Annotated in this window: 11 protein-coding genes; 10 read left to right on the forward strand and 1 reads right to left on the reverse strand. The window is 44.2% G+C overall.

Annotation, left to right across the window (positions count from 1 at the left end; genetic code table 11):
* The first annotated feature begins 134 nt into the window (after positions 1-134).
* From B0I27_RS02995 to B0I27_RS03040, 10 genes are all read left to right on the forward strand, one after another.
* The gene (locus tag B0I27_RS02995) at positions 135-794 is read left to right on the forward strand and encodes a bifunctional 4-hydroxy-2-oxoglutarate aldolase/2-dehydro-3-deoxy-phosphogluconate aldolase (RefSeq protein WP_181276661.1); all 660 of its coding nucleotides are present in this window, start codon (positions 135-137) and stop codon (positions 792-794) included.
* Positions 795-826: 32 nt separating this feature from the next.
* Positions 827-2,269, forward strand: coding sequence for an MFS transporter (locus B0I27_RS03000; protein WP_106291305.1), 1,443 nt, complete (start codon positions 827-829; stop codon positions 2,267-2,269).
* 216 nt (positions 2,270-2,485) lie between these two features.
* The gene (locus B0I27_RS03005; protein WP_106291307.1) at positions 2,486-6,607 is read left to right on the forward strand and encodes a two-component regulator propeller domain-containing protein; all 4,122 of its coding nucleotides are present in this window, start codon (positions 2,486-2,488) and stop codon (positions 6,605-6,607) included.
* 134 nt (positions 6,608-6,741) lie between these two features.
* The gene (locus B0I27_RS03010) at positions 6,742-9,591 is read left to right on the forward strand and encodes a TIM-barrel domain-containing protein (RefSeq protein WP_106291309.1); all 2,850 of its coding nucleotides are present in this window, start codon (positions 6,742-6,744) and stop codon (positions 9,589-9,591) included.
* A 25-nt stretch (positions 9,592-9,616) separates the two neighbouring features.
* The gene (locus tag B0I27_RS03015; protein ID WP_106291311.1) at positions 9,617-12,766 is read left to right on the forward strand and encodes a SusC/RagA family TonB-linked outer membrane protein; all 3,150 of its coding nucleotides are present in this window, start codon (positions 9,617-9,619) and stop codon (positions 12,764-12,766) included.
* A 17-nt stretch (positions 12,767-12,783) separates the two neighbouring features.
* Positions 12,784-14,370 carry a RagB/SusD family nutrient uptake outer membrane protein gene (locus B0I27_RS03020; RefSeq protein ID WP_106291313.1) on the forward strand — a complete coding sequence of 529 codons (1,587 nt, stop codon included), beginning with the start codon at positions 12,784-12,786 and terminating at the stop codon, positions 14,368-14,370.
* 34 nt (positions 14,371-14,404) lie between these two features.
* On the forward strand, positions 14,405-15,772 hold the full coding sequence (locus tag B0I27_RS03025; RefSeq protein ID WP_106291315.1) for a hypothetical protein: 1,368 nt from the start codon (positions 14,405-14,407) through the stop codon (positions 15,770-15,772).
* Between the two features lie 67 nt (positions 15,773-15,839).
* Positions 15,840-18,269, forward strand: a complete 2,430-nt coding sequence (locus B0I27_RS03030) for a glycoside hydrolase family 2 TIM barrel-domain containing protein (RefSeq protein WP_106291317.1) — start codon at positions 15,840-15,842, stop codon at positions 18,267-18,269.
* A 92-nt stretch (positions 18,270-18,361) separates the two neighbouring features.
* Positions 18,362-19,282, forward strand: a complete 921-nt coding sequence (locus B0I27_RS03035; protein WP_106291319.1) for a glycoside hydrolase family 43 protein — start codon at positions 18,362-18,364, stop codon at positions 19,280-19,282.
* A 371-nt stretch (positions 19,283-19,653) separates the two neighbouring features.
* Positions 19,654-21,333, forward strand: a complete 1,680-nt coding sequence (locus tag B0I27_RS03040; RefSeq protein WP_106291321.1) for a sodium/sugar symporter — start codon at positions 19,654-19,656, stop codon at positions 21,331-21,333.
* 241 nt (positions 21,334-21,574) lie between these two features.
* Here B0I27_RS03040 and B0I27_RS03045 read toward each other — a convergent pair whose 3' ends face one another.
* A complete protein-coding gene (locus B0I27_RS03045) occupies positions 21,575-22,588 on the reverse strand; it encodes a zinc-binding alcohol dehydrogenase family protein (RefSeq protein ID WP_106291323.1) in 1,014 nt (337 codons plus the stop codon).
* Positions 22,589-22,619 lie beyond the last annotated feature (31 nt).

The following is a 22,619-nucleotide window of genomic DNA, read 5'->3' on the forward strand; positions in this document are numbered from 1 at the left end:
TAGAACTGTTCATTTCTTATGAAAATTGCAAATTTAGGCCGCATTATAATATATGACGCTCGTCATCTTTAAAATAAACACAGTATAAAATTTATACATTTATGCTAAATATATTTCCTAGAAAATTTAAAAAAATGAGCAAGAAAGAAGAAGTTTTAAAAGTGATTCCTGAGCAGGGAATTTTGCCCCTTTATTTCAACAAAGACGCCCAGGTAAGCATCGATTTACTGAAAGCATTATATAGCGCGGGAATAAGGGCAGTTGAATATACAAACCGCGGTGAGGCTGCTTTGGAGAACTTCAAAAAAATGCGTGAGGTTATTGATGCTGAGATGCCTGGTATGTATCTGGGTGTTGGTACCATCAAAGACGCTGCTTCTGCGCAGGCTTTTATTGACGCAGGAGCTGATTATATTATCAGTCCGGGACTTGTGGATGACGTAGCGGAAGTGTCTGATAAAAACGGAATGCTTTGGGTGCCAGGCTGTATGACTCCTACTGAAATTATCAAAGCAGAGAAAATGGGTGCTAAGTTTGTAAAACTTTTCCCGGGAAATATTTTAGGCCCGTCATTTTTATCTGGAATTAAGGAGTTATTTCCGAACTTGTTGTTTATGCCTACCGGTGGTGTTGATTTGGGTCGTGATAATATCCAGGGTTGGTTTAAAGCTGGGGTCTGTGCCGTTGGTATGGGAAGTAAGCTTGTTACCAAAGACATCATGGAAAATAAAAAGTATGATGAGCTAGTTGCACTGACCAAGGAAGTAATTGAAACAATTAAGTCTGTTAGATAAGCAGATTGCCAATAAACACTAAATTAAACTAAATGGGTACTAAGAAAGTAAGTAACTACAGATGGACAATTTGTTCCATGTTGTTTTTTGCTACAACAATCAACTATCTGGACAGGCAAGTTCTTTCTCTTACATGGAAAGATTTTATCGTTCCGGAATTCCATTGGACCAATAATGATTACGGTAATATCACCGCGTTATTTTCCATTTTTTATGCAGTAAGTATGTTATTTGCAGGCCGGTTTGTCGACTGGATGGACACTAAGAAGGGATTTCTCTGGGCTATCGGAGTTTGGTCTATTGGTGCCTGTTTACACGCTTATTGTGGAATTGCAACTTCCGGTATCCTTACGGGAAATTGGTTTGTTGGTTTTGAGGGCGCAAAGGAATCGATTGCCATGGTTGATAACACAGCAATGGTTATCAGCACCAGTGTTACTTTATTCATCTTTGCCCGTTTCGTTTTGGCGGTTGGAGAGGCAGGGAACTTCCCGGCAGCTATCAAAGCGACTGCAGAGTATTTTCCAAAGAAAGACAGAGCGCTGTCAACCAGTATTTTCAATGCAGGAGCGACTGTTGGTGCCTTGGCTGCTCCGATCACTATTCCTTTTATCGCTAAGGCCTGGGGATGGGAAATGGCATTCCTTATTATCGGGGCATTGGGATTTGTGTGGATGGGTGCCTGGATTTTCTTGTATAAGAAGCCTGAGCTTAATCCTAAGGTTAACGCAGAGGAGCTCGCATACATTCAACAGGATGTTGATGTAAGCACAATGACGCTTGCCGACCCTGCGGAAGAAGCTGCCAGAAAGATCTCGTTTAAGGATTGCTTTAAATATAAGCAAACCTGGGCGTTCGCCTTTGGTAAATTCATGACAGACGGCGTTTGGTGGTTCTTTCTGTTCTGGACTCCGGCTTACCTGAGTTCCGTATACGGCATGGATACAACCGAAAGTGCGCTCCCTCTCTTCGTACTGTATATGATAACACTCCTTTCGATCATTGGTGGGTGGTTACCCTCTTACTTTGTGGATAAGAAAGGGATGAATCCTTACGACGGCCGGATGAGAGCGATGTTAATCTTTGCATTTTTCCCATTGCTAGCCCTGCTTGCACAACCTCTGGGTCAAGTGACTTATTGGTTACCTGTTATCATTATCGGTATTGCGGGAGCCGCTCACCAAGCGTGGTCAGCCAATATATTTTCAACAGTTGGTGATATGTTCCCGAAGAAAGCAATCGCAACCATTACCGGTATTGGTGGTATGGCAGGAGGTGTTGGTGCTTTCCTGATCAACAAAGGATCGGGTGTTCTTTTCGATCATGCCGGACAGACACAGATGGTTTTCATGGGCTTTAAAGGTGAAGAAGCGGGATATTTCATCATCTTCTCAATTTGTGCGGTATCTTACCTCATCGGTTGGGTAGTTATGAAAACGCTTGTTCCTGTATATAAGCCAATTACGGATTTGTAACGTGTGTTAATACATTCAAGATAATCTCAAAACCCCCGGCCACAAGTCGGGGTTTTTTTTTATTGATACAGTGCCTCATTTGGCGTCTGTTAGTGACTTATTAACCTATTGTTCTTTGGAGTTTTCAGCAGATGTTTTATCTCAGGCCAGATGTAAATAGCGTAATTAATACTTATCTTCGGGTGAGAGAGCGCTCTTTTAACTAACCCATTTTCCATGTTCGCGAGGACTTTTACATTTATTTCCGGCCTGCTTTGCTGCGTAGCGGTCTGGGCGCAATCTCCTAAGTACCAGTTTTCGCAATTGAACATTTCTTCCGGCCTTTCACATAACCAGATAAACAGTATTTTAAAGGACAGCAAAGGTTTCATGTGGTTCGGTACACTATCTGGCCTGAACAGATACGATGGCTATACCTTTAAGGTATTCAAATGTGTCGCAAGCGACTCAACCACAATAAGCGATGACAACGTCTTGAATATCCAACCCGGGCCCGATAAGAAAATTTGGATAAACACCCGCGCGGGTTATGCAATTTATGACCCTGAGAAGGAGACTTTCGATAGAAACCCGCAAAAGTATCTGGATTCCAAAGCAATCAAAGGTTCATTGACGGATATTCGGGGTAATGGGAAAGGTCTCTTTTATGTGATCACATCAGCAGGCTTGTACGAGATTGATGAGAATAGTTCGAGGGCGAGACTAATAGTAAGAGCTGGTTCATATCCGTTTACATCTGTCGCAATAGCTAGTAGCGGTTCTATATGGACATCAGATGCATCGGGGAAAGTCGAACAGTATACCGCTGGAGCTCATTCAAGAGTTTACAGCAAGCGGATTGCCGATGCAGCTAACTACAAAATCTTTATCGATAGGGATGACGATGTATGGGTCTATTCGGTAGATAAGCCGAAAGGTGTATATCTGATAAGCATGACCGATCTATCTGTAAAACGTTATTCCATAACTAGTCTCCCAAGACTGAATACCAATAATATTTATAGCGTCAATCAAGATGAGAAAGGGATCATGTGGCTCGGAACAGATCATGGGGGCATCAATCTTCTGGATAAGAGAAGAAATTCGTTGAGCTTCCTGGTGAGTCGCGAAGCTGATGAAAAGAGCATCGCTCAAAACAGCACACCTGTGATCTATAGAGATGATACAGGCATTATGTGGATAGGAACCTTCAAGAAGGGGTTGAGTTATTACCATGAAAGTATCATCAAATTTGCTCATTACAGGCATAATCCTTTAGAGATCAACAGCCTCCCCTACGATGACGTAAACCGATTCCTTGAAGATAACTCGGGCAACCTATGGATTGGTACCAACGGAGGCGGACTGGTTTATTTTAACAGGAAGAAAAATACATTTAAAAGGTATCGGCATCGTCCCGGGGATAGAAATACACTCAGTAACGATGTGGTGGTAAGTCTATGGTTGGACAAAGACGGAATACTCTGGATCGGAACCTACTTTGGCGGGCTTGATTCTTTCGATGGCAAAAGATTCACTAATTACCGTCACAGTGAGAGCGATGCGTCCAGTCTTTCAGACGACCGTGTCTGGGAAATCATGGAAGACTCTGAGCGGAACCTCTGGGTGGGAACCTTACATGGCGGATTGGATCTGTTTGACAGGAAGACAAGAACCTTCAAACATTTTCGGTCTGGCGGACAGAACTCAGTGAAGTCTGATTATATCAATGCATTGCTCGAGGATAAAGCCGGGAATATCTGGGTTGGAACGGATGCTGGAGTAGATGTTTTGCAGAGAAAGACAGGACGTTTCGAGCATTATTCTGGATCAAAACACGGGAAACTTGTTTTGGGCAACAACAATGTATTTTCCTTGATGGAAGACAGCAGGGGGCTTATCTGGATAGGAACCCAAGACGGAGTGACGCTGTTTGATCCATCCAGCGCCAAATTCCAGGTTTTAAAGATTCAGAACGGCTTACCCGACAACACAATTCTTACGATTCTGGAGGATAAAAGCGGACATGTTTGGCTCAGTACGACTAAAGGGATTTCGCGACTTACGCTAAGTAATGGTGGCGACAACTGGAAGATTCGTTTCCAGAATTACGACGATCTTGATGGATTGCAGGGCATGGAGTTTAATGAAAACGCTGCACTGAGAACTAGCCGCGGAGAACTTATTTTCGGCGGAGCAAACGGGTTCAATTTATTTGATCCGCAGACTATTAAACAAAACGGGCTATCACCAGTAGTGGTTTTTACCGACTTTCAGTTGTTTAATACCAGTGTTAAACCCGGTCAGCTGATTAAGGGTAAGACTATATTAGATAGATCAATATCTCTCACCGATGACATACAGCTGAACTATGATCAGAACTTTTTCTCCATAGAATTTGCGGCACTTAATTTCGCGAATGCAACGAAGAGTAAGTATGAATATATGCTTGAAGGTTTTAACGACCGGTGGTTCACTACCAACAGTAAAGACCGCAAAGCAACTTTCACCAACCTGGATCCGGGAGAATACACCTTTAAGGTAAGGGCAGCCAATGATAATGGAGTATGGAGCTTAGGAGCAGTCTCTTTGAGAATCAAGATTTTACCGCCCTTTTGGAAAACGGCTCCCGCTTATTTTCTGTACTTTTTGGGGGTTTCGGGGTTTTTGTACTATCTGAGAAAGAGGGGGATAAAAAAGCTAAAAGCGCAGTTTGCGCTTGAGCAGGAACGTAAGTCGGCTCAGCAGATGCATGAGCTGGACATGATGAAAATCAAGTTCTTCACTAATGTAAGTCATGAATTCCGTACACCGCTGGCGCTGATCCTCGCGCCGCTAGACAAGCTACTCAAAGAGAATCCAGAAGAAAATGCTAAGATTCATTTAACGCTTATACAGCGAAACGCCAGGCGACTTCTTAATCTGGTAAATCAACTGTTGGACTTTAGGAAGATGGAAGTTAAAGAGTTGAAGCTGCAACTACTTGAAGGTGATGTTATTAGCTTTGTGTATGAGAGCTTCCAGTCTTTCACAGATCTGGCAGAGAAGAAAAATATACGTTACACCTTTCACTCGAATCTCAGCACATTTGTTGCAAACTTCGATCAGGACAAGCTGGAGCGTATTCTCTTCAATCTGCTGTCTAACGCTTTTAAATTCACTTCTGAAGGGGGGCAAATTAGTATGAGCGTGAACTGTGAGCTGATAGAAGATCAGACTTCCGATGTAGAAATCAGGATTGTAGATACCGGAATAGGGATTTCGGCTGATAAGCAGGACAAAATCTTCGAGCGGTTTTTCCAAAATGACGTTCCTGGCTCGATGGTCAATCAGGGGAGCGGTATAGGCCTTTCTATAACAAAAGAGTTTGTCCAGCTACATAAAGGAACCATACGAGTTGAGAGCGAACAGGGTAGGGGTAGTTGTTTTATTGTGAATCTACCCCTCATGCCTATATCTGCCAATGGAAGCAGCGCTTACTATCAGGATAAGTCGATTATAGTGAATAAGTTAGATTTGTGTCCGCGGAGCAACGACGAGAGGCAAATGAAAATCAGTCAGAAAAAGCCTACCATTTTGTTAATTGAGGACAACGACGACTTCCGGTTTTATTTGAAAGACAATCTCAAGCAGGTTTACAACATAGTAGAATCGACAAATGGCAAGTCTGGTTGGAACAAAGCCCTGGCAATGCATCCTGATCTGATCGTCTCAGACGTTAGTATGCCTGAACTGAACGGTATCGACTTCTGCGTTAAACTGAGGAGGGACAGCCGCACCAGTCATATTCCTATTATCTTGCTAACTGCCTTGGTTGGGGAAGAGCAGATTCTGCGCGGCATCGAAACGGGTGCTAACGACTACATGACTAAACCTTTCAACTTCGAAATTTTAATGTCTAAGATCAGAAACCTGCTTATCCGTCAGGAATCAATGCGAAAGACCTATCAGAGGCAAGTTGAAGTAAAGCCGACCGATATAGAGGTGGAGTCTGCAGATGAGCGTTTTATTCAGCAAGCACTGAGGATTACCGAAAAAAATATTTGTAACTCCGATTTCTCCGTCGAGGAGTTTGCTAGAGAAATGTCCATGAGTCGGGTCGCCCTGTATAAAAGGCTTCTACATTTGACACGTCAAACTCCGATCGAATTTATCCGGAGCCTACGCCTCAAGAGGGCAGCAAGACTACTAGAAAAGTCACAACTTACCGTGGCTGAGATTGCCTACGAGGCAGGCTTTAATAATCCGAAGGCCTTTGCTAAGTACTTTAAGGCTGAGTTCGGCATGCTTCCTTCATCTTACCTTAAAGCTCACTGTCTTCCGAGCAGGCCAGGGGAAGTGGAACAAGCTGATAAATAAGCCTTTTCTGCAATCTTCGGGCGCTTGTTAACATTATCATACCTAAATGTTAACATTTCCATACCCTGCAGGGGATCGCCATCTTATAGTTTTACAACACAAATTATAACCAGTATTTATCCTAACCAATTGCTATGCACAAGAATATCTTAGTTGCTATCTTATTCTGTTCGTTATTTTCTGTATTTGTTTCTGCTCAAGACACTGACGTAAAGAAACTTAGTGACGGCGTCATTATCACCTTGAACGATAAAGCCGCTGCCCTGGGGCAGACTATAACACTCAAGGTTTTATCAGACAAGATCATCCGGGTCACTTCGGCTGCTTTGGGAGCGCCCACCCTACATAAGAGTCTGATGGTTTCTGATAATTTGTTATCTGCAGGAACTCCCACCTGGGATATGACGCGAGACGCTGAAAAGATAACTCTTAAAACAAGTTCTATGCAGGCCGTTGTTAAATTAACTGATGGAATGATAAGTTTTACTGATGCAGCCGGTAAGCCAATCGTATCTGAACAGAGAAGGGATGCCGGTACTTTCATAGCAGACTCTCATTCCGGCGATTCGTTTTACAAAATTCGGCAGGGCTTTGAAGTGGGCGAGACTGAAGGCTTCTATGGGCTCGGCCAGCATCAGAATGGTGTAATGAATTATCGTGGTCATCAAGTTGAGCTGTTGCAGTATAATACGGATGTGGCCATTCCTTTTGTGATATCCACGAATAACTACGGTATACTTTGGGATAATTACTCCATCACAAAGGTAGGCGACGTCCGCACTTTTCGACCTTTGTCTGGCTTAAAGTTGTACTCAAAATCGGGGGAGGTTGGCTGGCTGACCGCTACTTATTCTGATCTGAAAGACAGTCGCAATACGATCAGTCGTGCCGAGTCAGATATTGATTATTCCTTTTTGAAGGATTTGAAAAACTTTCCGGATAGCTTTAAGCTCGTCAATGGTAAAGTCCGTTGGGAGGGCGATATCGAATCTCCTTATTCCGGTTTGCATACTTTTCTGTTTAAATATGCTGGCTATATCAAAATATGGGTAGATGGGAAGTTGCAGGCCGACAGATGGCGGCAGCCGTGGAACGCCGGTGCGATAGAGCTCCAGGTTCTTCTCGAGGATAAGCGCAAATACTCACTGGTAATTGAATGGTTACCAGACGGCGGCGAATCATATTTGTCGTTTAAATGGCAAAGTCCAATACCTCAGAATGAAAAAAACGATTTTTCGTTCCTATCTGAGGCAGGAGACCAGGTGGATTATTACTTAGTTTCAGGAAAAGACCTCGACGAAGTAATTGCGGGCTATCGCCTACTAACAGGGAAGGCGTCTATCGTACCTAAATGGGCCATGGGTTTCTGGCAAAGCCGCGAGCGATACAAGACCCAGGACGAAATCTTGAGCACAGTAAAGACTTTTCGCGACAGGAAGATTCCTTTGGATAATATTGTGCTGGATTGGTCTTACTGGGAAGAGAATCAATGGGGGAGTCAGGAATTCGATACGGAGCGTTTCCCTTCAGCTGAACAGATGATTTCCGATCTGCATGATAAGTACAATACCAGGCTCATGATCTCTGTATGGCCGAAATTTTACGAAGGAACTGATGCTTATAATTCTTTTGCAAAAAAAGGGTGGCTATACAGACGTAACGTTGAAGACGGCAGGAAGGATTGGATAGCAAAGGGTTACAAGTCAACTTTTTATGACCCTTTTAATCCGGAAGCAAGGGTTGGTTTCTGGAACTTGCTGAATGATAAATTATACAAGAAGGGTATTGATGCCTGGTGGCTTGACGCAACAGAGCCGGATATACATTCCAATCTGTCTGTAGAAACACGAAAGAGCATTTTTACGCCATCTCTTGGTTCAGGGGCCCGATATTTTAACGCTTTTCCATTGTTAAATGCAAAAGGGATCTACGAGGGTCAGCGTAAGGAAAATCCTAATGACAGGGTCTTCATCCTGACTCGTTCTGCTTATGGCGGCCTTCAACGCTATGCCACCGTTACCTGGAGCGGTGATATATCATCCCGCTGGCATGATATGCGAGATCAAATTTCAGCAGGAGTAAACTTTTCTATGTCCGGACTTCCATACTGGGCCATGGATATCGGAGGCTTCTCCGTCGAACGCCGTTTCGAGAATGCTAAGGGAGACGATTTGAAAGAGTGGCGCGAGATGAACACACGTTGGTATCAATTTGGTGCCTTTACTCCAGTTTTCAGAGTACACGGACAATTTCCATTCAGGGAGATTTATAATATTGCTCCCGAAGGCCATCCGGCGTACAGCAGTATGTTGTATTACAATAAGCTACGTTACCGCCTTATGCCTTACATCTATTCTCTGGCCGGGCAAGCTTACCATCAGCATTATACCATTATGCGTGGCTTGGTGATGGATTTTCCTCATGATGATGCTGTTAGGAATATCGATAATCAGTTTATGTTCGGGCCGTCGTTATTGATCAATCCAGTTTCAGAATATGAAGCGAGGAGCAGAAAGGTATACCTTCCTAAAGGAATTGGCTGGTATGATCTGTACACAGGAACCTATTTTAAGGGCGGGCAAAACATCAATGCTGAGGCTCCTTATGAGAGAATGCCGCTCTTTGTAAAAGAGGGGTCTATTCTAACTTTCGGTCCGGAGCTGCAGTATACCTCCGAAAAGCCTGCTGATCCCATCAGACTGTACGTGTACACCGGAAGAGATGCTTCTTTTAATCTCTATGAAGATGAAGGAACAAATTACAATTATGAGAGGAATGCCTTTTCCAACATCCCTATAAGCTATAACGAAAAAGACAAGACGCTCACGATAGGGCAGCGGGAGGGCAGCTTCGAAGGAATGCTCCGGAACCGTACGTTCGAAATTTTCGTGGTGACTCCTCGCGCTAAACGTAGCTTATCTTTTGATTCGCCAGCAAAGCAAAAGCTGCGCTATAGCGGACAAAAGCTGAGCGTTAAAATCTGAATTAACTATAAACCTATAAATTGCGATGGAACGAATTACTACAAAGAAAGAAAGGAAAGTCCTGTTATGGGCATTCATATCCTTGATGCTGTGTAGCATCCAGGGATATACGCAGGTCCGTACCATCACCGGCAGGGTAGCCGGAGTATCAGATGGGCAGCCGGTACCTTCCGCAGCGGTAAAAGTAAAGGGTAAGCAGGGAGGTACCAGCACCAATTCACAAGGTACATTCAGCATCAGTGCAGCTACAGGAGATGTGCTTGAAATTACCTCAATAGGCTACCAACGTAAAGAGGTGAGGGTAGGTCCGAGTAATGTGATTGATGTTCAGTTGGAAGATGATGTGAAGGCACTCGAAGAAGTGGTAGTAGTAGGTTATGGCGTTCAGAAAAAGAAGCTCGTGACGGGAGCTACAGCTCAGGTGAGGGGCGAAGATCTCCAAAAGCAGAGCACGACGAACGCTTTGCAGGCTTTGCAAGGGCAAGCTCCAGGAATTCAGATTGCTTCTACATCCGGACAGCCCGGAGAAAGTATGAGGGTAATTATCAGAGGTGTCGGTACGATAGGTAACTCCGGTCCGCTTTATATCGTTGATGGCGTACAGACGCCAAATATCAATTATCTGAACCCTTCTGACATTGAAGCGATCGATGTACTGAAAGATGCTGCCTCAGCTGCCATCTACGGATCGCAGGCGGCTAACGGTGTTGTGTTGGTGACAACCAGAAGTGGTAAACGAGGGCAATCTGCATCCGTCACAATTGATTCTTACCTGGGTATGCAAGATGCTGCTCGTAAAGTCGAGATGTTAAACTCACAGCAATATGCTTCGATTATGAATGAAGCGGCCGTAAATGCAGGCAAGTTGCCCCGCTTTAGCCCTCAGCAGATTGCCGGAATGGGAGCCGGTACCAACTGGATAAATGAGATGTTTGTAAATGATGCGATCACCCAGAATCATGTTATAGGTGCTCAGGGTGGTGGCGAATCATCTACCTTTTCAACATCTTTATCTTACACCGGGCAGGAAGGGATAGTAGGAGGGAAAGATCTGTCCAACTATGATCGTTATAATTTTCGGATAAACTCTGAGCATAATCTCTATAATGATCTATTGAAAGTCGGACAACATTTGACATTTAATTACATCACCAGCAACGGTATTGGCGTGGGTAACCAGTATAGCAACTCGCTGAGAGGAGCTTTCAATACCAGTCCTTTTGTGCCTATGTATGATGAAGCAGGTAATTTTTTCAACAACAAAAATTCGACCTGGTATAATGGTGAGTCTAACCCTTACGCCGCGATGGTGTACGGCAACCAGAATGACCGGAATAACCAACGACTTATTGGAGACCTGTATCTGGAAGTTGAGCCTATTAAAAATCTGAAGTTTCGAACTAGCCTGGGCATCGATTATTTTGCAGAAGAGAGCCGGTCTTTTACTCCAATTTATGAGCTGTCTATTTATTCATTCAGTGATTTGACGAGGGTAGACCAATCCATGGGGAAAGGGAAGACTTTGTTATTTGATAATTTGTTGAGCTATAATTTTAATGTCAACACCGATCACCATATTGAGTTGCTGGCGGGATCGTCAACGTTCCAGTCTGATCGTTCGGTGATCTGGGGGGTGAATACTGATCTTATTTTTAATGATTTGCAACATGCATGGCTATCTAATGCATTGAATACAAACGGGGCAACAATTTCAGTAGGAGGCGGACCGACCAACCGTCCCGGTAACCAAGGTCCTACTGTATTCGAAGAAAAGCGACTTTCATACTTCGGGCGATTGAACTACAATTATAAAGAAAAGTACCTTTTAAACATGACATTCCGCGCAGACGGCTCGTCAAAGTTCTCCAAGGAGAATCGATGGGGTTATTTTCCCTCTGTGTCAGCAGGGTGGGTACTCACTAACGAGTCTTTCCTGGCTCCGACAAACAAGTGGCTGAACTTCCTCAAACTGAGAGCAAGCTGGGGACAGGTGGGTAATCAGAACATTATCGCTTTCCAATACCTTGCACCGGTTGTGTTTTCCAATACAAATTACAGTTTCGGTAATGCGGAAGGAGAACTTACACCAGGCGCCTATCCGAGTAGGCTGGGTAATCCTGACCTGAAGTGGGAAACATCCGAGCAGCTTAACCTGGGATTTGATTCCCGCTTATTTCATGACAAAATTAATCTCACGTTCGACTGGTACACGAAAACCACCAAGGATTGGTTGATCGCTGCTCCTATTCTGGCAACAGCGGGCGCTGACGCGCCGTACATTAACGGGGGTAATGTAGAAAATAAAGGTATAGAACTCGGACTTTCCTTCGACGGTGTTGCTGGTGACTTCAGGTATACTATCGGAGTAAACGGTGCTTACAACAAAAATAAGGTTACAGAAATCCCGACATCTGATGGGATTATCCATGGCGCTACTAATCAGCTCTTTGACAATTCAGGCGAGTTTTACCGCGCGCAGACGGGATTTCCCATTGGCTACTTCTGGGGATTGACAACAGCGGGAATTTTCCAGTCTGAACAAGAAGTAAACGCTCACCGGTCATCTCAAAACCTGCTTATCCAGCCATCCGCTCAGCCTGGTGACGTTCGATACGTAGACTCGAATGACGATGGCATTATTAATGACCTTGACAGGGGTATGATTGGGGACCCAAATCCTGACTATACCTATGGTATTAACCTGTCGGCCGGTTATAAAGGCTTTGACTTCTCGCTCCTCGCATCGGGCGTAGTCGGCAACGAAATTGTACAGTCTTACCGTAATCAGGCGAATCAGTATGCCAATTATACCACTTCTATTTTAGGTCGCTGGCATGGACCAGGCTCATCGAATACATTACCAAGAGTGACCGAGAATTCAACTAACTGGATCAACTTCTCTGATCTGTATGTACACCAGGGAGATTACCTGCGTATTAGCAACATTACTTTGGGTTATGATTTTGGAAAAGTGCTGAAGAAAGGTTATTTGCGTCAAGTAAGGATCTATGCATCAGCACAGAACCTTTACACATTTACCAAGTACACCGGAATGGATCCTGAGATTGGGTATGGAATTGATAATGGAGAGAGAGACAGATTCTCATCTGGGATAGATCTCGGTTATTACCCCCGGCCGAGAACTTTTCTTTTGGGTGCTAACATTCGTTTTTAACTACAAACCTGAACAAAATGAAAACTTTAAAGATATATATGCTTTCTCTGGCTCTTTTATCGGCTGGGGGCTGCAAGGATTTCCTCGATGTAGAGCCCATCACATCGGTAACTGAAACCAATTATTACAAAACGCCCCAAGATGCATATAAAGCTTTAGTGGGTTGTTATGACGGGTTACAAACGGTGTGGGGAGAAGGGATGAGCTTTCCGGTTGCCTCTGAGATCATGTCTGATAATTGCTTCGGTGGAGGGGGAGCTTCAGATAGTTACAATTATCAGATGGTTGATGAGTTTGACAAGCTACGTTCGCCTTCCGATCAGAACAACTTTGGTCCGAACTGGATTGCTTACTACAAGGCTATCTATCGTGCTAATGTGTTGATTAGTAAGATGGATCAAATAGAGTGGGGCGCAGATGCAGCATTAAGGAGCATCTATGAATCTGAAGTACGGTTTTTAAGGGCTTACCTCTACTTTGATATGGTAAGGCTTTTCGGTAATATTCCGCTTCTCGTCAGCCCTTCGGCCGAGAATCTGTCACAGTCTGCTCCAGACGAGGTGTATAAAGTCATTGCGTCAGACCTGAAGTTCGCAGCCGACAATTTGCCTGCCATTGCCTACAACGCACAGCCAGTTGCTAACCATGGAAGGGTAACTAAGTACGCCGCGGCGGCATTGTTAGCCCGGGTGTTTCTTTATTATACCGGATATTATGCAAAACCTGACCTTGTTGGCCTAGTTAGTAAAGCAGAGGCTCTTGCCTATCTGGAAAATATCATTTCCACCGGGGGGTACAGTCTGGTAAGCAATTTTGCTAATCTATGGCCTTCATCTTTAACAGCCTACGAAGGCGAAGATAACAAGGAAACGGTATTTGCGATAAAATATACCTATACCAGTGATTATGATGGAAATACCGATGGAAACCACTGGATGGTCATGTTTGGAATGCGCGAGCAGTTTGTTTTTCCTTACGGAAATGGCTGGGGATTTGGCACGGTAAATCCGAAGCTTTATAATGCTTACACCGCCAGCGATAGTCGTAGGGCACCTTCAATAATTGCCGTAGCCGCGGAGAATGTTGGCTTCACAAACCAAAGCAAGCAAAGAGAATATTCCGGATTTTACGTTGAAAAGTATTCACCCCTGGTAGATGAGGCAGGGAATAGTGTTTCAGTAAACAAAGGTGCAGTTAACTTTATGATCGGCCAGTTTCAGGACTATGTTTCCATACGCTACTCTGATGTCTTGTTGATGGCTGCGGAACTAGGAAGTGCAAACGCACAAACGTATTTTGATGATGTCAGAAAACGTGCTTATCAGGAGGCGTTCACTCCGCTGCCCGTTACGCAAGATAACCTTATGAAAGAGCGGCGATTAGAGTTTGCTTTTGAGGGTATACGCTATTGGGACCTTCTGCGACGTGGTGTTAACGTTGCTGCGCAGGAAATTGCAGAAAATACAACCCTGCTGAGTGCCGGTCAGAGTGCTCCGAAAGTTATATCTGCATCTAAAATTGTGGAGACGGGAGGATTGCAGCAAATTCCCTATACGCAGATTACGCTGTCTGACGGTGTTTTAAAACAGAACCCAGGTTGGTAAGCACAAAATAGGATGGATATTAAAAGATAAAGACATGATACGCTTTAATAAAATATGGAAAACTCTCCTTTTGCCATTCATCGTCATGATGTCATGCCAGAAGGAGAATTATAATTTGGAGCCGGCGATAGACAAGTCGGGCGTAAAATTCACCGTAGTTCAGGATTTAGCTGTGGACCCTGGAGGTAATACAGTGATCCTTACAAATGAGACCCAGGGTGTCCTGCCGATATGGGATTACGGCACGGGGCGGTCTACCAGAATGCGAGATACGGTCAGGTTTGCCTTTAAAGGGAATTATATGGTCAAATTCTCAGTACTTTCCGGCGGGATGGAGGTTAAGATGGACTCCGTTCCTATTGTGGTTTCTGCTGACAATCTGAGCTACGTCCAGGATAAGGAATGGATTGACCTGACTGGCGGACCTGGTAACGAGAAAGTCTGGCTGTTGGATACGGAGGGTAAAATGGGCGCAGGGCCGATAACATTTCTTAACCCCGCTAACTTAAGCGAGGTATGGTGGTGGCCCGGACCAGCGGATGTTTATCCCGGTGTTATGGCGCCGGGTGATTACGGCTCAATGACTTTCAGCCTCATGGGCGGGCCTTTCTTCAGAAACGAGAAGCTAATAGAAGGAGGGATGAAGGAAAATGGAACTTTCTCTCTGAGCATCGCAACAAAAACGCTTACGCTCAATGGCGCAACCATCCTGCGTTCGTACAAGCCTTCCAAAAACGGAATTACAGGTGTAAGCAACTGGTCTAAATACGACATAATAGAGGTGAGCGAGAATAGTCTTCGCCTGGGAGTCTTACGCGACAAGGACGTCGATGGGGAAGGTCCTGCTATTTTAGTCTATAATTTCATTTCGAAAGAATATTCAGATAACTGGGTTCCTGTGGAAACCGGCCCGGATGAAGGTTTTAATCCGACGTTTAAGCGCGGGGAACTGCTAAGTATGCTGGCGGGCAGCAGTGCGTCTGGAAGAATCTGGCTCCTGGATGGCAGCGGTAATGCGGTTGACTGGATTGGAAAGGGCAAGGGCTGGACAAAGTCGTCAAACGACTCAAGAGACTGGGGCTGGAATGACTCCTGGGATGCGGTAGCCGGCAACTCCTGGATTTTGTTTGATCGCCTTGGTGGTCAAAATTATACCCGTAATCAAAATGGTATTTACACAAGAGGGCAGTTCACCATCAATGAGGAAACGAATGAAGTGACCTTGGTTGGTAACACGCTTATTCAAAATCCGGATAGTTGGATGAACCCGGTAAAAAATGTGTTTAAGGTTGTTAAGGCTTTCCCAGGCAAGGAAGCTAGCAAAGGCATCTGGTTGGGTACTTCCTATACTGCTGAAAAGGATGAATGGTTTGCGTTTCATTATGTGTTAGGTTCAAAGTAATTGGTTTAGTTGGTTAGTAGATCCCTGTTCCATTGCAGGGGTCTTTTTTATTTAAAATTCCTGCGCTATGTTCAAAGTTTTGCTTTTACTGGTTCTTTGTGTTTCGCAAACGCTGTTTGCCGGCGAGCTCCCCCGGCAGGTTATTGACTTCAATCATTCCTGGAAGTTTCATCTGGGAGATGTTCCTGAAGCTTCAAATCCCTTGTTTAAGGATGATGCCTGGCGATCGTTGAACTTGCCCCACGATTGGAGCATTGAAGGCGATTTTAGTAAAATTCACCCTGCTACGCCGGGTGGCGGGGCTCTGCCGGGAGGGATCGGCTGGTACCGCAAGAGTTTTGATGTTCCGGCATCGGACAAGAGCCGTATACTGTATATAGATTTCGATGGGGTATATCAAAACAGTGAAGTCTGGATAAACGGTCACCACCTCGGCAAGAGACCTAATGGATATATTTCATTCAGGTACGAATTGTCCCGCTTTCTGCGATTCGGCAAGAGAAATGTTATCTCTGTGAAGGTGGATAACTCCCGGCAGCCTAACTCAAGATGGTATTCGGGATCGGGGATTTACCGGAGGGTTCGCCTCGTCAAGGTAAATCCTTTACATGTGCCTCAGTACGGTACTTTCGTGACAACTCCTGTTGTTTCTAAAGAGCGGGCAGACGTTTCGATAGAAACAACCGTTCTGAATGCTTCCGATAAAAGAGCTGCGGTGAAATTAAATACGATAATCAGAGATGGCGAAGGAGTAGAAGTTACCTCTGTCTGGCATACTCAGCCAGTTGAGCCTGGAAAATCTGTACTTTTCAATCAAAAAACGGAGCTTTTAAATCCGCAGTTATGGTCGGTTGAAACGCCAGAGCTATATACCGGGGTGAGTCGCATATACATAGGCAATAAGTTGATGGATACCTATGAAACGAAGTTTGGTATTCGGACATTCCATTTTGACTCTGAAAAAGGTTTTACGCTGAATGGGGTTCCGGCCAAGATCCAGGGAGTTTGTAATCATCATGATTTAGGAGCACTTGGCTCTGCGTTTAACAGGCGTGCAGCGGAACGTCAATTGGAGATCCTAAAGGGAATGGGTTGTAACGGCATTCGTACAGCTCATAACCCTCCTGCACCTGAGCTTCTCGAGCTCTGCGACAGGATGGGCTTTATCGTGATGAATGAAGCTTTTGACATATGGAAGAAGCAGAAGAATCTTTTCGATTATCATCTCGATTGGGAACAGTGGCACCGGAGGGATTTGGAGGACTTGGTCCGCCGTGACAGAAATCATCCCAGCATTTTTGTGTGGAGTGTCGGAAATGAGATTCAAGAGCAATGGGGAGACGAGGCGAAAGGTGATACTGTAGGGCGGGTGATTGCACGGGAACTTATCGCAATTGTCAGAGATCTGGACACTACCCGTGCGATTACCACGGCTAATAACGAGATAAATACATATAACAACCTGCTTAAATCCGGTGCCTTCGACTTGATCGGGTATAACTACAACCATCGGCTTTGGAAAGATTTTCATAAGCGCTGGCCAGGGAAGAAGTTGGTCGTGACGGAAAGTACATCAGCTTTACAAACGAGAGGGCATTATGATTTGATTCCTTTTGATACTATTCGCCGGTGGCCGGAGGCTTGGGATAAGCCTATCAAAGGGGGAGGGAATACAGACTTTACGGTTTCTGCATACGATCATGTAAGCGCGCCCTGGGGTTCCACGCATGAGGAAAGCTTAAAAGAGCTTCATTATAGTCCCCATGTTTCTGGTATGTATGTATGGACTGGTTTTGATTATCTGGGCGAACCGACTCCATATACCTGGCCGGCCAGAAGCTCTTACTTTGGTATTGTGGATCTGGCAGGTTTCCCAAAGGATGTGTATTGGCTTTATAAAAGTGTGTGGACGGAAAAGCCCGTGCTTCATGTTTATCCGCACTGGAACTGGAAGGCAGGCGACACTGTGGATGTTGTGGCTTACTATAGTCAGGCCGATGAGGTCGAACTCTTTCTGAATGGAAAATCGCTTGGCTCTAAAAACAAAACTGGTCGTGTCATGCATGTAAAGTGGCGTGTGCCCTTTGAAAACGGGCATTTATATGCTGTTTCACGGAAGCAGGGGGCGGAGGTTTTAACAAAGGAGCTTCACACAGCCGGTAAGCCTGCTAAAATTGAGCTGATTGCAGACAGAAGTAGTATCGGGGCAGATGGAAAGGATCTTTCTTTTATCACTGTTAAGATTCTGGACGATGAGGGAATTGTCGTACCGTCTGCGGACAATCTGATCAAATTTAAGGTGACGGGACAGGGATTTCTGAATGCCGTGGATAATGGCAGTCCAACCAGCCACGAGCGGTTCAAGACTGACAGCCGAAAGGTCTTTAACGGGCTGGCTCTCGCAATTGTTCAGTCGTCTGGAGCAATAGGCGATATTAAGGTAGAGGCAACGTGTGCAGATTTACAGTCGGCTAAACTTGTTATAAAGGCTCAGTAGCGTTTATAACAAGTGCTAATGAATAAAACGGTATGATTATTATCGAATTTCTGATAACTTGCCTCTTCAACGACTAATGAAAAACTGCTATTATGAAAGGATTCTGTTCTCTCCTGCTATTGTTTTTAACTTTTTCTGCCCTTGCCCAAGACGATAAAATTTATATGTTTTCCTATTTCAAAGGTAATGGGGAAGACGGTTTGCATCTTGCATACTCTAGAGATGGTTACAAATGGGAGGCCTTGAAAGATGATCAGCCTTTCCTGTCACCTCAGGTTGGTAAAGATAAACTTATGCGCGATCCTTGTATAATAAGAGGAGGAGATGGGAAATTTCACATGGTTTGGACTGTTAGCTGGACGGATAAGGGTATTGGCTACGCCACCTCGGTAGATCTGGTTAACTGGTCCGATCAGAAGTTTATTCCTGTGATGCAACATGAAGAAGGTGCCAGAAACACCTGGGCACCTGAGATTACCTACGACAGTAAGTCGAAGACGTATATGATTTACTGGGCAACTACGATAAGTGGGCGTTTTCCGGAGACTCAGGTGACCGCAGATGATGGTTATAATCACCGCATGTATTACGTTACTACCAGCGATTTTGAATCCTTCAGCGACACGAAGTTGTTATACGACCCCGGCTTTAATGTTATAGATGCGTCTATCGTTAAGAATGGGAAGAGATGGGTCATGTTTCTTAAAGATGAAACACGTGAGCCTGCACAAAAAAATTTAAAATTAGCTTTTGCTAAACATCTTACCGGCCCATATACAAAGGCGGGTGAGCCGATCACTGGCAATTACTGGGCTGAAGGGCCTACGGTACTCAGGCAGGGAAAGCGATGGCTTGTTTTTTTTGATAAATACAGAGATCATAGGTATGGAGCTATTGCCTCAACCGATTTAAATAGCTGGGAGGATGTGTCAGAGAAGATAAGTATGCCTAAAGGAATCAGACATGGCACCATCTTCACGATAACAGAAGCAGAATTTGCGAAGATCAAGTAGGCCGACTATAAGCTATCTGTTTCTTCCGCTGTCTGATGCACCGATACATATATGTACCACACTCCAGGTGCGAAGACCGTTATTCTCCAGTTTTCGCCCCTGAATATTATACTTTAGTTCATAGCTTAAAGCCGAATTTTAGGTGGAGGAAACGAGTAAATCACTGATAATCGGGTGCAGACACAAATAATAAATAATTATGTATTAATTAGAGAAATATTCCTACTTTGAGGCGCAGAAATTTATGGTGTTTATCGGACACTTACTAACACACACTTTGGAATTTGTTGGAGGTCATTATTGAAAGGAATGACGACCTTACGAGCCACAATGAGGCATATTGTAAATAATTAAACAGATATATAAACCAGATGAATACGCTTGACACGAAGGATTACATTGTTTTTCTTATCTATTTTGTGATAGTAGCAGGTTATGGACTGTGGATCTATAACCGTAAAAAAGCCGCGAGCATGGGCTCAAAGGACTACTTCCTCGCAGAAGGATCTTTAACCTGGTGGGCAATTGGTGCCTCCCTTATCGCATCAAATATTTCTGCTGAGCAATTTGTAGGGATGAGTGGCTCTGGTTTCCAAATCGGATTAGCTATTTCTGCATACGAGTGGATGGCTGCACTGACGCTCATTATCGTCGCGGTCTTCTTCATTCCGGTTTACTTGAAGAATAAGATTTTTACTATGCCCCAGTTCCTCCATCAGCGGTACAATGGAACAGTGGCGATGGTTATGGCCATTTTCTGGCTACTGCTGTATGTGGTGGTAAACTTAACTTCAATTTTGTACCTGGGAGCTATTGCTGTTAGTGCCATATCCGGTATTAGCTTAACGGTCTGTATGTATTTCCTGGCCTTTTTTGCGATCATCATCACACTAGGGGGTATGAAAGTTATTGGGTATACAGATGTTATTCAAGTATTCTTCCTAATCCTGGGTGGTTTGGCCACTACTTATCTGGCACTTAATCTGGTTGCTGAGCATTATGGTAGTTCCGGTGTATTAAGCGGATTTAGCCTTATGATGGACAAGGCTCCTGAACATTTTGAAATGATTCTGCATCAGGATAATGAAAACTTCCTCGATCTGCCGGGTCTGACTGTATTACTTGGTGGTCTATGGATTGTGAATCTGAACTATTGGGGATGTAATCAGTATATCGTTCAACGTGCTTTAGGTGCAGATCTTAAGACTGCACGCGAGGGTATCCTATTTGCGGCATTCTTGAAATTACTTATGCCGGTTATCGTGGTTCTTCCTGGTATCGCTGCATATATTCTTTTCAAAGAAGGATCAGGCACCTTCCCTACGGATATGACTATGAATGGTGAAGTCAATCAGGACAGAGCTTATCCTGTGTTGTTGAATTTACTTCCTCCAGGGCTTAAAGGTTTATCTTTTGCGGCCTTAACAGCTGCGGTTGTGGCGTCGCTTGCGGGTAAGGCAAATAGTATTGCTACGATCTTCACGCTGGATATTTACCAAAAAGTATTTAATACCCAGGCTAGTGAAAAAAGATTGGTGAACGTTGGTAAGTTAAGTGTTGTTATTTCTATGATTCTGGGTGTTATTATTGCCCCACATTTGGGAATCGATAAAAAAGGTGGATTCCAATACATTCAGGAATATACAGGCTTTGTGTCTCCAGGTATCTTTGCCATGTTTATTCTTGGCTTCTTCTGGAAAAAAGCAACTTCAAGTGCTGCTTTGTTTGCAACGGTTGGTGGTTTCTTGTTCTCATTGGTGTTCAAATTCATGCCTGAATGGGTTGACTTAAGCTTCCTGATTCCTTACGGATTTGCAGTTAAGAGTGCTGCTTCAGGTCTGGTTGAAATTCCTTTCTTAGACAGGATGGGATTTGTATTTGTAATTTGTATGGTGGGTATGTACCTGATCAGTATGTACGAAAGCAGAAATGGTGTTAAACCTGTTTCTCTGGAAGTAGATACCAAGATGTTCAAAGCACATCCTGCATTTATTGCAGGCTCAATCCTGGTTATCGGTATCCTTACTGCACTGTATACGATATTCTGGTAATATTAATAAGGACAACGATAAATTGTAAGAGAAGGGCTTCCTCGCTTTAGCGGGGAAGCCCTTTTTATTTGATCCTGGCCAGCAAGACGTGAGATTGCCTACGAAGATTACTTCTTTATTGCCTAAAAGCACTCGTTGTAAATGGATAGAGCAGAAATCGGGGTGCCTGATTTGAGGACCAAGCGTCAATAAAAAAGCCGAACCTTCAAAAAGGCCCGGCTCTTACTTATCATATTGAAGATTACATTTCAATCATAGCTTTTATAACACCGTTTTTCGGGTCCAGCCATGACTCAAACTGATCTTTAACTTCATCGAACTTAACCCGGTGAGTGATGTAAGTAGCAGGATTAACCAATCCGTCTTTCATAGACTTGATAACATGTTCGAAGTCTTCCCGATGAGCATTTCTGCTGCTCATTAGCGTTCCTTCCCGCTTATGGAACTCAGGATGACTAACAATAAGTTCGCCCTTCTGAAGCCCCACCAATACGTAGCGTGCCCCATGAGCCATATACATAAATCCGTTATTTATGGCTCGCTGACTTCCTGTAGCATCAATAACTACAGTAGGGTAGTCTCCGTTTGTTATCTCCTTAAGCTTAGCGTCAACATCATCACTCAAAGGATTGATTGTATAGTCAACCTTTAGTTTATCTTTGCAGAAGGTGAGTCTGTTATCGTTGATGTCCATTGAAATCACTTTGCCGCCTGCAATACGTGCAAATTCCATGATGCCCAGACCAATCGGTCCAGCGCCGATTACCAGCACAAATTCTCCTGGTTTTACATCCGCTCTGCTAACACCGTGAGCGCCAATTGCCAAAGGCTCTACAAGAGCAAGCTCATCTTCGCTAAGCCCCTCGCCGTGTATAAGTGAGTAGGAGGGAACCGACAAATATTCAGCCATTCCACCATCGATATGCACGCCGCAAACTTTAATGCTGGTACAGCAGTTGCCTTTACCTGAACGACATGCAATGCATTCGCCGCAATTGAAGTAAGGTATAAAAGTAACTCTTTCCCCAGGAGTGAATCCCTCAGCATTGTCACCTTCAATAAACTCTGCAGCAAGCTCATGGCCTAGAACTCTTGGATATTCAAAAAATGGCTGTGAACCTTCAAATGCATGCAGATCCGTGCCGCAAATTCCAATACGCGTGATTTTAAGAATGGAATAATTCTTCCGTTGTGCAGGATATTCGCCATCCTGATAGCTGAAACTGCCAGGAGTCGTACAAACTAATTTTCTCATTAATAATAATTGAACAGCAAATCTAAAACAA

It is taken from the genome of Arcticibacter pallidicorallinus (assembly GCF_003002875.1).
GTDB classification, from domain to species: Bacteria; Bacteroidota; Bacteroidia; order Sphingobacteriales; family Sphingobacteriaceae; genus Arcticibacter; species Arcticibacter pallidicorallinus.

What these genes read in the sequence shown, in the direction of transcription:
- B0I27_RS02995 (WP_181276661.1), top strand. Translation starts at nt 135, where the DNA reads ATGAGCAAGAAAGAAGAAGTTTTAAAAGTGATTCCTGAGCAGGGAATT.
- B0I27_RS03000 (WP_106291305.1), top strand. Translation starts at nt 827, where the DNA reads ATGGGTACTAAGAAAGTAAGTAACTACAGATGGACAATTTGTTCCATG.
- B0I27_RS03005 (WP_106291307.1), top strand. Translation starts at nt 2,486, where the DNA reads ATGTTCGCGAGGACTTTTACATTTATTTCCGGCCTGCTTTGCTGCGTA.
- B0I27_RS03010 (WP_106291309.1), top strand. Translation starts at nt 6,742, where the DNA reads ATGCACAAGAATATCTTAGTTGCTATCTTATTCTGTTCGTTATTTTCT.
- B0I27_RS03015 (WP_106291311.1), top strand. Translation starts at nt 9,617, where the DNA reads ATGGAACGAATTACTACAAAGAAAGAAAGGAAAGTCCTGTTATGGGCA.
- B0I27_RS03020 (WP_106291313.1), top strand. Translation starts at nt 12,784, where the DNA reads ATGAAAACTTTAAAGATATATATGCTTTCTCTGGCTCTTTTATCGGCT.
- B0I27_RS03025 (WP_106291315.1), top strand. Translation starts at nt 14,405, where the DNA reads ATGATACGCTTTAATAAAATATGGAAAACTCTCCTTTTGCCATTCATC.
- B0I27_RS03030 (WP_106291317.1), top strand. Translation starts at nt 15,840, where the DNA reads ATGTTCAAAGTTTTGCTTTTACTGGTTCTTTGTGTTTCGCAAACGCTG.
- B0I27_RS03035 (WP_106291319.1), top strand. Translation starts at nt 18,362, where the DNA reads ATGAAAGGATTCTGTTCTCTCCTGCTATTGTTTTTAACTTTTTCTGCC.
- B0I27_RS03040 (WP_106291321.1), top strand. Translation starts at nt 19,654, where the DNA reads ATGAATACGCTTGACACGAAGGATTACATTGTTTTTCTTATCTATTTT.
- B0I27_RS03045 (WP_106291323.1), bottom strand. Translation starts at nt 22,588, where the DNA reads ATGAGAAAATTAGTTTGTACGACTCCTGGCAGTTTCAGCTATCAGGAT.